Annotated in this window: 6 protein-coding genes; 4 read left to right on the top strand and 2 right to left on the bottom strand. The window is 71.2% G+C overall.

Annotated features, from left to right (window positions below; genetic code table 11):
* Positions 1–138: 138 nt before the first annotated feature.
* Both ABT129_RS04265 and ABT129_RS04260 read left to right on the top strand, forming a co-directional pair.
* The gene (locus tag ABT129_RS04265; protein WP_351896322.1) at positions 139–576 is read left to right on the top strand and encodes an ATP-binding protein; all 438 of its coding nucleotides are present in this window, start codon (positions 139–141) and stop codon (positions 574–576) included.
* Positions 577–746: 170 nt separating this feature from the next.
* A complete protein-coding gene (locus ABT129_RS04260; protein WP_351896524.1) occupies positions 747–1,562 on the top strand; it encodes an RNA polymerase sigma factor SigF in 816 nt (271 codons plus the stop codon).
* A 94-nt stretch (positions 1,563–1,656) separates the two neighbouring features.
* On the opposite strand, the gene ABT129_RS04255 is transcribed toward ABT129_RS04260, so the two are convergent.
* Positions 1,657–1,980, bottom strand: a complete 324-nt coding sequence (locus ABT129_RS04255; RefSeq protein ID WP_351896319.1) for a hypothetical protein — start codon at positions 1,978–1,980, stop codon at positions 1,657–1,659.
* Positions 1,981–2,258: 278 nt separating this feature from the next.
* Between ABT129_RS04255 and ABT129_RS04250 the strand changes: the two genes are divergently transcribed.
* Positions 2,259–3,005 carry a GAF and ANTAR domain-containing protein gene (locus ABT129_RS04250; protein WP_351896316.1) on the top strand — a complete coding sequence of 249 codons (747 nt, stop codon included), beginning with the start codon at positions 2,259–2,261 and terminating at the stop codon, positions 3,003–3,005.
* A gap of 82 nt (positions 3,006–3,087) precedes the next feature.
* Here ABT129_RS04250 and ABT129_RS04245 read toward each other — a convergent pair whose 3' ends face one another.
* Positions 3,088–10,146: a ricin-type beta-trefoil lectin domain protein gene (locus ABT129_RS04245; RefSeq protein ID WP_351896313.1), complete on the bottom strand. Its 7,059-nt coding sequence runs from the start codon at positions 10,144–10,146 to the stop codon at positions 3,088–3,090.
* A gap of 394 nt (positions 10,147–10,540) precedes the next feature.
* Between ABT129_RS04245 and ABT129_RS04240 the strand changes: the two genes are divergently transcribed.
* On the top strand, positions 10,541–14,854 hold the full coding sequence (locus ABT129_RS04240; RefSeq protein ID WP_351896310.1) for a ricin-type beta-trefoil lectin domain protein: 4,314 nt from the start codon (positions 10,541–10,543) through the stop codon (positions 14,852–14,854).
* The last annotated feature ends 1 nt before the right edge of the window (position 14,855 follow it).

The following is a 14,855-nucleotide window of genomic DNA, read 5'->3' as shown; positions in this document are numbered from 1 at the left end:
TCATCCTCGCACCAGGAGGGCGGTGCGGTACGTAGGCTTTACTCTCTGCCACGGGAGAATGGAACGCGCAATGCAGGGAAGGGCGCGTTACGAGAGGGAAGCATGGCACGAAGCCGTGTGAGGGGGGAGGAAGGGCCGATGACGGACGCGATCACCGCGGAGCGGGCGACCCGGGGGCCGGTGCGGTCCGTGGCTGTCGACTACGACGGAGCCGACGACGGCATGATCGGCTCCGCCCGTGATGCCACCGCGGACTTCCTCACCGCCTCGGCGGAGGGACAGGGACCGCAGGTGAGCCGCGCGTGCGTCGATCTGGCACGGCTGGTGGTCAGCGAACTGGTGACCAACGTGGTGCGCCACGCGCCGGGGCCCTGCCGCCTGCTGCTCGAACTGTTCGAGGACGCCCTGGAGATCTCCGTGTTCGACCGCGCGGAGACCTCGCCGGTTCCCCGGGGCCACGACCCCGGCCGCATCGGCCAGCACGGGGTCGAGATCCTCGTCGCCGTCTGCGAGAGCGTGAGCGTGGAGCCGCTCCCCTCGGGCAAGCGGGTCAGGGCCCGCCTCCTCCTCACCTGAGCCCGCCCCTCCGATCGTCGCGCAACAAAATCTTTTCGGATCGCGCGGGCATGGCCCCCCGGAGTCGGGGTACGCGGCCGCTCGGAGAAGGACAGGTTGTCACCGTGGGAGGGGTGGTCGGAGTGCTGGCTCCAGTGCCGACGAAGATCAAGGCCGGGACCGAGCAGACGATGGTGCTGCCCGTCGTCGAAGCGCCCCGGAAGGTCGCGCCGAAGGACGCGCGGGAGCTGTCGCGGGTGTTCTTCGACAGGCTGGCGGTACTGGAGGAGGGGACCCGCGAGTACCAGTACGCGCGCAACACGCTGATCGAGATGAACATGTCGCTCGTGCGCTACGCGGCCGGCCGGTTCCGGGCCTCCCGCGCCCACGAGATGGAGGACATCGTCCAGGTCGGCACGATCGGTCTGATCAAGGCCATCGACCGGTTCGACCTCTCACGCGAGGTGGAGTTCACCAGCTTCGCCGTCCCGTACATCGTCGGCGAGATCAAGCGCTTCTTCCGTGACACCTCCTGGGCGGTCCACGTACCGCGCCGGCTGCAGGAGGCCCGGGTGGAGCTGGCCAAGGCCACCGACGAGCTGAGCTCCCGCCTCGGCCGGGCCCCGAGCGTCGCGGAGCTGTCCGCGCTGATGAACCTCTCGGAGGACGAGGTCATCGAGGCCAGGGTCGCCTCCAACGCCTACAACTCCACCTCGCTCGACGCGGCGGTCACCGGCGAGGAGGAGGACGGCGGCGCCACGCTCTCCGACATCCTCGGAGCGGAGGATCCCGCGCTCGAACTCTTCGAGGACGTCCACGACCTCGCCCCCCTGCTGAGCGGGCTCGCCGAGCGCGACCGGCTCCTGCTCCACCTGCGGTTCGTCGAGGAGCTGACGCAGGCGGAGATCGGCAAGAGGCTGGGTGTCTCCCAGATGCAGGTGTCACGACTGCTCTCGCGCACCATCGCGCGCCTGCGGAAGGGCATGCTCGACCCCCTGGAGGCCTGAACCTCCGGGATCGACCCCCTGGAGGCCTGACCCTCCGGGAGGGCCCGGACCCTTCGTCCGGGCGGAACCCGTGACCTCCGCCGACCGGCGGAGGTCACGGGGCGTCGTCGCTGTGTCCGCACACCCAGGCGAGCGCGGCATGCACGCCGCGGTTGTACTCCCGGGGGCCCAGGGGGCTGGTCGGATCCTCGGCCTGCACCACGGCCGCGTCCACCTCGGCGGTGAGCGTCTGCAGGTCGGGGACCTCCTGACCGGCGCCGGACCCGGTGACGGGCGCGCGTTCCGCACCTCCGAGCGCCCAGCTCAAGGCCGCCGCCGCCCCACCGCGGAACTGGGGCGACGGGTCCCCGGGACCGGCCGCCCCCGCACCCAGCCGCTTCCGGGCCAGCTCGACGTCGGCACGGGCCCGCGTGCCCACCAAGGGCTCCTCGCCCTGTCGTCTCTCTTCGTGAAGGGTCATACCGCACGACTACCCCCCTCCCGGTCCCTGATGTCCGGTACCGACGGACGACCGGAGCCGCCCTCGTGGCGCGGTGTCACCACGGGCCCACCGGAAATCGGTTGTACCCGCCACGAATGAGATGGCCCTTCCGTGGTAGACGAACCCTCTGCCCTCCGGGCCGCCGGTACCGCTGGCTCCCGCCGCCCGGTGCGCCCGACGCGCTGACACCGAGCGTGACCGAAAGGGATGAGGACATGCTGGACGAACCACTGTCGATCGTGCCGGACATCTCGATCGCCGCGGCCGTGGGGCGGCGCGCGCTGCCCCACCGGCTCTGCGCCGCCTTCACCCGATCACTGGGTGCCCAGGGGGCGACGCTCTCGCTGCTGCCACGCGTCGAGCACTGGCAGCTCCTGCACGCCACCGACGAGTCGGCGCTGCAGGCGGAGGCCGCGCAGTTCGCCCGCGCCCAGGGGCCCTCGGTCAGCGCCGCCCTGGAGATGCGGCCCGTGTACGTCCCCGACCTGCTCGACCCTCCGCGCGGCTCCGGCCCGTCCGAGGAGCCCCCGGGGACGCGGCCTGTACTGGCGCTGCCGCTGCACACCCCGCACACCCCGATCGGCGTGATCTGTCTGTACTTCACCGAGTCCGCTCGTGTGACGGACACCCACATCACCCAGGCGCAGAGCGCGGCCGGGCTCGCCCTGGAGGCCCTGCTCCGCTGGCGGCCCGTGCACGCGGGCGCCGACAGCCGACGCCCGCTCTGGGCCACGGACACGCGTGCGGCGCGCTGGGAGCGGATCCATCAGGCCGCCGGCTACGTCGCCGCTCAGGAGGACTGCGCCGCCTCCGAGGGGCTGGCCCGCCTCCAGGAGGTGAGCTCCCGGGACGGCCAGTCGCTCCTCGACGTGGCCGACAGCGTCCTCCAGCCGTCGCACCCTGCTCTCGAAGGGCCTGACGCGGGGACGCCGCCGGCCGCTCCCGGCCCGCTCCCGTCCTGAGAGCGGACGGACACGGGGAAGCCCCCGGCCGCGGATGCGGCCGGGGGCTTCCCCGGTCAGGCCCGAAGCGGTCCGCTCCGGCTCAGTGCTTCCGCGCCTTGTCCATGTACTTCTTGAAGTAGGGGTTCATGAGTTCCTGGACACGGTCACGGGGCATGACCCTCGGGTCGAAGCGGTTGATGAGGTCGTCACCGATGATCAGCCTCTGGAGGTTGAACGTCTGCTCCCGCCAATCGCTCTTGGCCATGCCCAGCGCCACCCCCAGACGGGGGAGCGGCTTGGTGCCGGTGGTCATGGCGTCCTGCCTGAGGTACAGGTCCTCACCCTTCTGCTCGACCGTGAAAGTGATCGTGGAACCCCGGTCGTCGAAGTACCCCTCCTCGATCACCTCGAAGGTGAAGCTGGTCTCCGCGGTCGTCACCAGGACCACACCGGGGCCTCCGGCCAGGGTGGGGCTGATGCCGTAGTCGCTGAGCCCGGGGTACAGGGTGCAGACCTCTCCGCCGACGAACTCGTCGCAGCCCTTCACCCGGAACGGGAAGACCTCCCCGGGGTTCGCCTTGAACGCGGCCATCACGGACTCCGGCGACCCCAGGATCGACGCCTGTCCCAGATAGTTCTTGTACGAGTAGGTGTACGAGAACTTGTAGTCGCTGACGGGCTTGGGGTTGCTCACGCGCCCCTTCGGTGTCCGGTTGTACGTGCCCTTCTTCCGCGCCTGCTGCGTCATGGCGTCCGCTGCCGCGCGGCAGGAGTCACGGTTGCAGTTGTTGGAGTTGTCGCCGACCACTCCGTCGGTGTCGCCCTCGACACCGGCGCAGATGCCGTCGCGGCCGCCGCCCGGAGAGCCGTGCAGGCACATGCGGCCGTCCGGGTCCGTGTTGTTGACCGGGTCGTTGTTCGCGTAGGCGTAGCCGTTCCACTGCTGCGGGTCCATCGGTGACAGCAGGGGGTCGGGGCTGATGAACCGGCCCGTGGCCGGCTGGTACTGGCGGACGCCGAGGCTGGTGAGCCCGGTGACGTCGTCCTCCTGGCCGCCGACGAACCCCTTGTTGCCGGCCCAGCCGGAGGGCTGGACGCCCCGGACGTTGCCGAACACATCGGTGCGGCTGCGGGTGGCGGTCAGCGTCGACAGGTCGATGCTCAGGTTGTTCGTGCCGTGGTGGTCCGAGGCCTGGGCGACGAACGCCCCGGCGGCGGTGCCCGCCCCGGTGCGCACGATGGTCATGCCGCCGGGGATCGGGTAGTAGCGGACTCCGGTGCGGGCCTGGGTGGTGGTGTTCACCGTCAGCTCGTCGTTGCCGAGGGTCAGCGTGGCGGTCCCGGGGTTCCGGCGGATCAGCAGCTTGCCGTCCGCGTCGTACAGGTATGTCGTGGTGGTCTGCGGAACGGTCCACTTCTGCCCGGCGGGTACGGTCGTGCCGCAGTCGCCCAGGACGAGGTCCGTGCTGTCGGTGGCGACGTCGCCCGGCACCGTCAGGCAGCGGCCGGAAGCGGGGTTGTGGAGCGTGCCGTCGGCGCGCTGGGACCAGGTCTGGTCGGCGCCGCCGTCGCAGTCCTGGAACGTGATCAGCGATCCGGCCGCCGTGCCCATGGCCTGGACGCACCGGTTGCCGCTGGAGAGCGTGCTGTTGGCGCTGGAGTACTTCTGTCCCGCGCCCGTGTTGCACGTGTAGATCTGCAGGGGGCTGCCGACCGCGGTCGAACCGCCCGCCGCGTCCAGGCACTTGCCGCCGATGCCCTTGATCTGGGCGGCCGTGGTCAGCGAGGCGAGCTTGCCCTCGCTGTTCCACGTGAGGCTGCTGGTGCCGGCCTTGCCGGCCCGGTAGGAGGTGGTCGCCCCGTTCTCGTCGTACCGGAACGTGTTGTGGTCAGTGGTCGCACCGGTCTTCGTCGCGGAGAGCAGCAGTCCGTGCGGACCGCCCGTGCCGCCACCCGTGGTGGGCGCGGACGTCGGGGTGTTCTGCTGCGCGGGGGCGCCGAACGTCTGGGTGGTGGTGGCGTCCTTGGCGGTGTCACCCGCCGGGTCGTGGCGGACCACCTTGGAGCGGTTGCCCGTCAGGTCGTACGCGTACTCCTGCCAGTAGGGGGCCGGACCGCCGACGGTGGTGAGTGCCGGGGCGACGGCGCCGCCGGTCGGGGTGGTGTTCGCGCAGGACCCCTGGTCGGCGGTCTGACGCGTGAGCGGGTCGGGCCGGCTGATGCCGCCCGTGTCCGTCCACGCCGTCGTCAGCCGGCCGAGGTGGTCGTACGTGAAGCACTGGCGGTCGGTCTGCGCGGGGGTGTTGTCCGCGATGCTGGTGAGCGAGGTGATCCGGCCGGCCTGGTCGTACGTGTAGCCGGTCTGCTGCACCGCGCCGTTGACCGAGGTCTGCTTGTCGACGAACTGGTCGCGGAGCCGCCCGGTGGCCTCGTCGTACACCGACGTGGCGACGATCTGGGAGGCCCACGGGTTGACGGTGGACCGGATCACGCGCCCGAAGGCGTCGTACTCGGTCTGCGTGTCGTAGGTGGTGGCGCCGGCGTACTTGTACATCTGGCCGTAGTCGTTGTACGAGTACGCGATGTCGTCCAGCGGCAGCCCGCCGAGCGCCGGCAGGAGCGTGCTCTTCGGGTTTCCGGTGAGCCGGTCGTGGGTGCTGCTGACGCTGTACGTGAAGGTGCCGGAGGCGAGCCCCGCGTCCGTGCCGGGCATGGTGATCGTCGTGCCCGTGACCCGGGCACCCTCGTCGTACCCGGTCACGGTGCTGGTGTACGCCTTGCCGCCGGCACCGCCGACGAAGCGGGTGGACGCGGCGGGCTTGCCCCTGCCGTTGGCGGCCGTGTCGAAGGTCCACCGGGCCAGCTGCTTGGCGGCGCTCACGCCGCCGTCGTACAGGCCCGTCTTCCGTCCGAGCAGATCGTAGGTGTAGACGAGCTTCTGGTTCTTGGCGTTGGTGATGGTCGACAGCCGGGAGGCCTCGTCGTACGTCCGCGTGGTCGTACCGGCGTCCGGGTCGCTCGCGCCGACCTGGCGGCCCCGCTGGTCATAGGTGTACGACCAGACGTTGCCCGCGGCGTCCTTGCGGGTCAGGGGTTCGCCGTCGAGGGTCGAGGTGAAGCGGGTGACGGCCGCGTCGGCGGCCCGACCGGTGGGGGTGGGGGTGGAGTACTGCCACAGTTCGGTGGTGTGCCCCAGGGCGTTCGTGAACACCGATGTCGGCGCGCCGCCCTTCGGCGGCAGGACGTCGGTACGGTCCGCGCCCGGATAACTGGTCGTCGTGCGGTTCTGCTCCGTGCCGAGCGACCAGGTCGACACGGTGGTCACCCGGTCGAGGCCGTCGTAGCTCGTCCGCGTCTGTGAGGGGACGGTGCTGTCCGCGGCGGTGACGAGGACCCCCTTCGGGCCCGAGGCGTCGTTGTACCAGGCCGCGTTGGCCGACTTCGCCCGGCCGTGCGAGTCGAGCCGGTTGTCCGTCACCAGGCGGCCGGTGTAGGCGGGGTTGGCCGGGGTGGACTGCGTCTGCCGGGCGTGGGCGAAGCCGTCCATGAGCTGGATCGAGGTGGTCCGCACCGGGGTGGTGCCGTCCACGGTCAGCTTGCCGGTGGTGACCGTGGAGGGGACGCCCGCCTTGTTGGAGACGTTGTAGCCGAACACCACGTCGGCGTTGGCGTGGGACGCGGGGGAGCGCCCCGGCTGCCACACCTCGGTCAGACGGCCCAGCGCGTCGTAGGTGCTGGTCGTGGTCAGCTGGTTGTGGTCGGTCACCTTCAGGACCAGGGACCTGCGGGGATCGAAGGTGGTGACGGTGTCCCAGGTGCCCGTGGCCTGACCGGGGACGGGTGCGGAGACCGTGACCGTGGCCGGCAGCTCGCCGGCGGCGGCCGGGGTGTAGACCGTGCCGGTGGTGGTGCCGTTCGGGTGCTGGGCGTCCTTGCTGTTCGGGTCGGTCGTCGAGGTGACGCGTCCGTAGCCGTCGTACGTGGAGGTGGAGGCCGTGACGAAGACCGGGGTGCCGTCGGTGGCGTACCGGTCCAGGATCTCGCTGCCGGTCGCGTCGCCGGTGGCGGCCGCCTGACCGTGGGCGAGTCCGTCGTAGAGGGTACGGGCCCGCGAGACGGTGTTGGCGGCGACGGGGGCCGCGGTGCAGGCGTCGGCGCCCGACACCTTCAGGACCTCGGACATCAGGGACGTCCGCTGGGCGTCCGGCCCGCTCGCGTAGCCGGTACGGGTGCACTCGTCCGGGACCCCGTCCGCCTGCTCCAGGGAGGTCACGGTCCGGTTGTTCCTGGTGGGGTCGGTGACCTGGCTGCTGGTGCTCGTCCGCCAGGTGCCGTCCGCCAGCTTCACCCGGGTCGTGGTGGTGAGCCTGGTTCCGGTGTACCGGGCGACGAGCGGGGGCAGTCCGGTGCGGGTGTGGGTGGCCGTGTCGACCGGGTCGCTGGAGGCGTTCACGGTCTGGGTGGCGACGGTGCCGCCCGCCCGGTCGTAGGCCTCGGTCTGCAGGACCTGGCCGCCGAGCCAGTCCACGTCGGTGACGTCCCGGCCCAGCGCGTCCGTCAGGTGCGCGGAACGGGCGGTGCCGTTCTTGCGGATGTCACCGTTCATGCCCTGGCGGTATGCGGTGACCGTCTGCGACCTGGGGCCGTCGTTGCCCGAGCCGACGGTGGTGGTCACCTTGGCGAAGCCGCGGAAGTCACCCCAGGTACGGGCCTTGGTCTCGGTCAGCTCACTGTCGTCGCGGTGCCAGGCGGCGGACTCGTACGCGTACGAGGTGATCTTCTGGGGAGTGTCGGTGGCGGTGTCGTTCTCGGTCAGGGACTTGACCGTGTAGTGGTGGAACCAGTCGAGCACCGGGTCGGCGTCGGCGATCGAGCCCGGTGGGGACCACCGCACCGGGTAGCAGGCGCGGTTGTTGTCGTCCTCGGCCGTCGGCATCACGTTGTTGATCCGTGAGCAGTCGGGGAGGTTGTAGTCGACGTTCAGGACGCCGCCGGTCTCGTTGCGGATCTGCTGGATCCGCGGGCGGTTCATGATCGGAGGAGCCGGTACCAGGTTCGTGCCGTCCACCCGGTTGGGCAGCATGACGGGCGTGAACGACACGAGAGGAAGGTCGATGCTCGGCGTGGCGGTACTGCCGGTCTTGCCGGTGTGCTGGACGGAGTCCAGCCACAGGGCGCGCTGGCTGCCCGCGTCCTTCGGGTCGGGGAAGGAGTGGGCCAGCTGGTAGGAGTCCACGTCCTGCCAGGCGTTGCCGACCCGCACCTTGGTGGTGATCCGGGTCAGGCGCTTGGTGCTGAAGTACGTGGCGGCGTAGTAGACGCAGGTGCCGGTGCTCTTGCACTCGTTCTCCACCGGCACGTCGGGCCAGTTGGCCTTGTTGGCGACGGTCCGGTTGACGGTCTCACAGGCCGTGCCGGCCGCGACGCAGCGCTCGGAGACGGCGAAGTCGATCCTGGCGGCTGGCTGGAGCGCCCCCTTGGCCGCGATCTGCTCGGAGAGCTTCTGTCCGTAGCCGATGCTCGCCAGCGTGGTGGCCCGGGTGTACTCGGTCATGGTGCCGTTGCCGTTGTTCTGGCCGGCGCCGCGCTTGTACCAGTTGGTCTCCGGAGCCCACGTGTACGTGGTGAGGTTTCCGTGCGGGTCGACGACGTAGTCGAGCGACAGACGCTGCCACATCTGGCACCAGGAGCCGGCGCCCTTGGCGGCCTCGTAACACGGCTGGCCGCTCTTGGGCGTGTACACCGGCACGGAGGACACGGAGCGGGTGGCCGGATCGGTCCTGTCACCGCCGGGCAGGTGGTTGACGCCGAAGTAGTACGTGGTGCCCGAGGAGTCGGTCACCTTCGCGTACGAGCCGTCCCGGACGCCGTTGGCGGCGCCGGAGCCGAACTCGATCCTCGTGCCGTCGTCGTTCTTCAGGCGCCACACACCGGTGGCGGCGTCGGTGGTGGCCGTCGTCGAGCCCGCCTTGTCGTCGCGCACGAGGGCGCCCGCGTGCGAACCCAGTGACAGCGAGGCGTTGAACCCCGCCCAGCAGGCGTCACCCGAGTCGGGGATGCCCGCCTTGTCGCAGGGCTTGAAGACGCGTTCGATGTAGCCGGGGTTGAATTCCCAGCCATCGCCGATCCAGGAGGCCTGCGCGTTCGTGACGGAGGTCCTGCCGTCCACGGAGGAGGAGTTGTAGCCCAGCGACACCTCGGGGGCGGTGCCGCCCAGAGCCGGCGGGACCTGGATGGACTGGTCGTACGTGAGCGCGCCCGAGCTGCCGCCCGACGCCCAGCCCTGCGAGGAGCCGAGCGCGGTGGCCTCGTACGTACCACCGGGGCCCGAGGAGTCCGTCTCGGCGGCCAGCAGCATCGGGGCGGCGGGGGAGGCGAGCAGGAGACCCTTCGCCTTCGCCGCTCCGGGGGCGGGAGCCGGGGCCGCGGCCGTCGGGAGCGTCACGTCGGCGACGAGCCGCCCGGTCGCCCTGTCGTAGCGTGTGGTCAGCGGGGTACGCACCTGGCAGGACGGCACCTTCGGTGTCGTCAGCGCGCAGGCCGGCAGCGTCACGAGGCGGCCCCGGGACGCGAACTCGCCCCCGGTCGCCGCCTGCAGGCCGGCCAGGTCAAGGCCGACCTGTACGCGGGAACCCGCGGGGGAGGTGCCGGACGCCCCTGCGGCGAGGGCGAACAGGGCGCCGTTGACCCCGACGTCACGCGCGGAGCGGTCATCGGCGCGCACCACCGCGACCTGGCCGACCGGACCACGTGAGGCCGCGCCCGTCTTGGCGGCGATGCTCTTCCGGGACACCCACACCGGCAGCCGGCCGGCCCGCACCGGGGCGGTGCCGGGCGCGACCGTGAGGTCGGCACTGCCGGCGACCGGAGCGGAGAACGGCGTCCTGGGCCGCGTCGTGGAGCGCGCGGGCACCGGGTAACGGGGCTGCACCGCCTGGGCCTCGGGGGCATCGGCGGCCTTGACCGGCGTGGTGCCGGGCAGCGGTCGGTGCGGTGGCTTCCAGACCTTCGAGAAGTCCGCCTCGGCGGCCTCGGTCCCTGCCTGCGCCGCCTGCACCGCCGGTGCGCCGAGCAGCGAGGCGGCGAGCGCCAGGATGACCGGACCGGCCACCGGCGAGCGGAACGTGCGCGTTCTTCGGCGCACGCCATGGAATGACATGAGGATTCTCCATCTGTGGACAGGAGGGGGCCGGGTCCCGGCCGGGCAGGCGCCGAGACCTTGTGGCGAAGAGGTGCGAAGAGGGGGATTCGGGTGTCGGCGGGACGCGAGTGGAGCCCGGATCCCCGCACATGCCGTTCTGAACGGGGGAAACTAGCAGGAGAATGATCGTTGAGTCACTATCAACTGCAGTTTATGGACGGGTGGGAAAGGTCACCTCACCGCCAATTGGGCACGATCCGGCGCAGGAGGGGCGGAATCATCTCCTCCGGCTGTTGATCGGCTGTGTGCCCGCCTGCCACAGTGCCCCGGTCCTTGCCTGTCCGATCAGGGACTCAACTCGTCTAGAGGAGTGGGCACTCGCATGTCCCATGCACGAAGAGCCGGCTTGCGGATGCCGGTTTCCGCCAGTCTGGCGGCGGGGGTCTCGGCAGTCCTGCTGCTGGCCACGCCGTACATCGCGGAGGCCGCGCCGGTGCCTCTGCCCGAGGCTCCGGCCACGCCGACGGCGTCCGCGGAGCCCGAGGCGCGCTCCACGGCGACCAGGCCCACCGCACCGTCAGGAACGTCCGCTCGTACGGGGGTCGAGCGGGCATGGGAACGGGCGGCGGAGACCGGCGAGGACGTGCCGGTCCCGGAGCTGACGACGGAGTACGCGACCACGGTCGCCACCCCGAAGGGCACGCTGCGCTCCGAGAGCCACGTCCTGCCGCAGCGCACCAAGGGCCCCCGGGGCGGCTGGCTGACGCTGGACGACACGCTGACCGCGCGAACGGACGGCACCGTGGCGCCGAAGGCGTCGAGTTCGGGCCTGGTCATCTCCGGCGGCGGCACCGGTCCGCTGGCGACGATGACGACCGAGGACGGCAGGAAGCTGTCGGTGTCCTCGCCGTTCCCGGGCTCGCTGCCCAAGCCCGTCCTGCGCGGCAACGACGCCGTGTTCGAGGACGTGGCCCCTGACACCGATCTCCAGGTGAGCGCCACCAAGTACGGCGGCTACACCACCGTTGTCGTCCTGCGCACACCCGCGGCGGCGGCCAACCCGGCCGTGCGCGACCTGGTGTTCCCCACGGTCACCGACGGTCTGACCCTGGCCAAGGGCAAGGACGGCAGCCTCACGGCGGCCGCGGGCAAGGAGACGGTGTTCCGCGCCCCCGCACCGCTGATGTGGTCGGCCGGCCAGGCACACACGGCCGGCGCCCGTGGCTCCCGCTACGCGGACTTCGAGGCCGCGGACGGCCTCAGCAGCGCCGACGGCCCCGGGGACGGCGCCTCCGTGGCCAGGATCCCGGTCACCCGCGCGGCGGTCGCCGGCGCGAAGACCGGCGGCGCGGCGAAGCGGGCCACGGGCGAGATCGCCCTGGCGCCCAGCCCCGAGCTGCTCGACGGCGCCGCCACCAAGTACCCCGTCTACGTCGACCCCTCGTGGTCCGTGGACAGCCGCGGCAAGCAGCACCACGCCTGGGTCCAGCAGGCGTACGACGCGGGCAACTACGACCGCACCGGCTCCAGCGACCGGGACCGGCCGGGCGTGGGCTACCAGGGCTGGGAGACCAGCAAGGGCATCGAGCGCGCGCTGTACGAGTTCGACCTGAACGGCTACGCGGGCGCCACCGTCAACTACGCCAACCTCCGCCTGGAGCAGTACCTGTCGGCGGACTGGTCGTGCACGAACAAGTACCCGGTGCACCTCTACCGGGCCGGCGCGTTCGGCCCCTCCGTCAAGTGGAGCAACCACCAGATCCGAGAGTGGATCCAGAACCAGTCCATCGGCGGCAACGGCAACAACGGCGACTGCTACGCCAACATCCCCGTGGACTTCAACGTCACCAACGCCATGCGCGACGGCATCCGTGACACCGGTACCCCGCTCGCCTTCGCCCTGACCGGCCAGGAGGGCACCGGCGACAAGATCGCCTTCAAGCGGTTCGCGTACACCGCTGTGCTCAGCGCCGAGTACGACTTCCCGCCGCGCGTCCCGGAGAACCAGCGCACCGTTCCCGCCCCGCGCCGCGTGGTCGCGGGGGACACACAGGCCTGCGGCGACGTCCCCGCGGACCAGTTCGGCTGGATCACCACCCCGACCGTCACGATCGCCTCGAAGGTCAGCAGCCCCAACCAGGGCCAGCTCACCGAGTACGTGGGCGTGTGGGAGCACGATACGGGCGCGGCGGTGAACTCGGGCTGGTCCGGCTTCGTCGGCACCGGCACCGACGCCACGTACACCACTCCGTTGGACGCCCTCAAGGACGGGCGCAACTACGGCTGGGCGGTCCAGGGCGACGACGGCCTGCTGCGCGGACCCGCCACCACCTCCTGCCACTTCGCGGTCGACCTGACCCCGCCGGTCCTGGAGTTCGCTCCGTTCACCGACCCGGCCACCCAGTTCCCGCCGGCCGGCAACGGCCGGATCACCAGGCTGCGCCTCGGCGACACGGGCTCCCTGCCCATCACCGTCTCCGACCCGAGCCCGGGCGCCGGCCTGCGCAGCTCCGGACCGGCCTGTGTCCAGTGGGGCTTCGACCCGCAGCTCACCGGCGCGCAGCAGCAGTGCGGCAGCCCGCTCGCCATCAGCTCCCTAGGCATCAAGCCCACGCACTGGGGCACCAACATCGTCTACGCGAGGGTCCTGGACGAGGCCGGCAACGCCTCCCAGACCCAGTCGTACGCCTTCTACGTACCGTGGAAGGACGGCGCGGTCGCCTTCGGTGACACCACCGGCGACGCCCGCTCCGACATCCTCGTCCCGGACACCGCGGGCAACCTGGTCACGCACGGCCGCGCCTCCGACGGCACCAGCCGCAGCATGATCCCCAGCGGCACCGCCGCCACCGCGCTCCAGGCCCCCGAGGCGTCCTCCGGCCGGACGTGGAAGGACTACCGCACCGTCCACCGCGGCTCGCTCGACCCCGGCCGCAACGTCGACGACCTGTTCGTCCACCAGGAGCCGGCCACCCCCGGCGCGCTGGGCGGATCACAGCTCTTCGCCTACGACAACACCCTCTCCGACCCGGGCCGTTTCACGCTCGGCACGAAGACCACGGTCGAGAAGCCGGAGTGCTCGACCACGTACACCACCGCCTGCACCGGCTACCGCAACGTGCCGACCTGGCAGTACTCCAGCCAGATCACCCCGACCGGTCCGGCCCGCACCACGCGCACCCCCGGCCGCCGGGTCACGGAGGCCACCGGCCTGCTGTCCGTGGAATCCGGCAACCTGTGGTTCTACCCGGTCAAGACCAACCAGACCCTGGCCGCCCCCACCCTGGTCGACGCCAGCGGCACCTGGGACGACAAGGACCTCATGCTCCCCGGCAACGCCCTGAACATCGGCGCCGCCACGGACACCGCCCCGGCGCTGTGGGTGCGCAACCGCAGCAACGGCGACATCTTCCAGTACCGGCTGACCACCGCCCCCCGCGCGGTCGACGGGTACGTCGTGGTCACCGGGGTGACGACGCAGCCCGCCACCCGTATCGGATACGGCATCAAGGGCACGGACTACCCGCGGGTGGGTTCCGAGGGTGACGTGACCGGCGACGACGTACCGGACTTCTGGGCGGTCGGCACCGACGGCACGCTGCACGCCTGGGCGGGCACGGCCGCCGGCGGCGCGGTCAACGGCTACGACGGCTACCACGTACGCGGCGACGCCCTGGCCCCGACCGTCCAGTGGCGCCTGGAGGGCGACACCAAGGCCATCCCGGCCAAGAACGGCAGCGGCGTCTCCAACGACGCCACCGCCACCGGCGTCACCTACGCCACCGAGACGGTCGACGGCCGCTCCCGCAGGGTCGCGGTCTTCGACCCCGCGGCGAAGTCGGTCGTCACCGGCCCCGTCAAGGCCGTCGACACCCGCCAGTCCTTCACCATCTCCACCTGGGTGAAGCTGAACGCGGCCGACGGCATGATCGTCAGCCAGGACGGAGCGCACGCCAGCGCGTTCAAGCTGTGGGCCGACGCGGGCCACTGGCGCTTCGCCATCGCCCGCGGTGACGACGACGGCTGGCCGTACGACTTCAACTCCACCGTCACCCCGGCCAACACCTTCAGGCCGGGCGTCTGGACCCAGCTGACCGCCACCTACAACGCCACCACGGGCGCCATGAGCCTGTACGTGAACGGCACGCTGGCCTCCAGCGGCCATCACAGGGCCGGCACCAGCCCCGCACCCAGCGGCTCCCTGGTCCTGGGCCGGTACAAGTACATCTCCAAGCCGAGCAACTACCTGAACGGCGCCATCGCCGGCCTGTCCGTCTTCCAGAACCACGTACCGCCGGTCACGACCACGGACCTGCCGATCCGGTACGCGGCGTCGCCCGACTTCTGTGTGGACACGCCGCAGGGCGCCAACGGCAACGGCAACCAGCCGCAGCTGTGGGACTGCAACGGCTCCGAACCGCAGAAGTTCAGCGTCAACGCCAACGGCACCCTGACCCAGAAGGGGCAGTGCGTCGCGGTCCGGGGCAACCAGACCGCACAGGGAACCGACCTGATCTTCTGGCAGTGCCTGGGCGAGGGCGGTCAGCAGTGGCTGCCCCGCGCCGACGGCAGCATCTACAACCCGCAGTCGAACAGCTGTTTCGACCTGCCGCAGGCGAGGCGGGACTGGGGTACGAAGTTCATGATCTGGAGCTGCAACGGCACTCCGGCCCAGCGCTGGAGCATCCCGACGCTCCTGACCCCGGACCTGCCGGTCGCCCCGTAAC

Origin of the sequence: Streptomyces sp. NPDC002057, assembly GCF_040296665.1 — a bacterium.
In the GTDB taxonomy this organism is placed as follows: Bacteria; Actinomycetota; Actinomycetes; order Streptomycetales; family Streptomycetaceae; genus Streptomyces.
The sequence above is the reverse complement of the archived record's forward strand: the minus strand, read 5'-3'. Positions and strand labels throughout refer to the sequence as shown.

What these genes read in the sequence shown, in the direction of transcription:
- ABT129_RS04245 (WP_351896313.1), bottom strand. Translation starts at nt 10,146, where the DNA reads ATGTCATTCCATGGCGTGCGCCGAAGAACGCGCACGTTCCGCTCGCCG.
- ABT129_RS04250 (WP_351896316.1), top strand. Translation starts at nt 2,259, where the DNA reads ATGCTGGACGAACCACTGTCGATCGTGCCGGACATCTCGATCGCCGCG.
- ABT129_RS04260 (WP_351896524.1), top strand. Translation starts at nt 747, where the DNA reads ATGGTGCTGCCCGTCGTCGAAGCGCCCCGGAAGGTCGCGCCGAAGGAC.
- ABT129_RS04240 (WP_351896310.1), top strand. Translation starts at nt 10,541, where the DNA reads ATGCCGGTTTCCGCCAGTCTGGCGGCGGGGGTCTCGGCAGTCCTGCTG.
- ABT129_RS04265 (WP_351896322.1), top strand. Translation starts at nt 139, where the DNA reads ATGACGGACGCGATCACCGCGGAGCGGGCGACCCGGGGGCCGGTGCGG.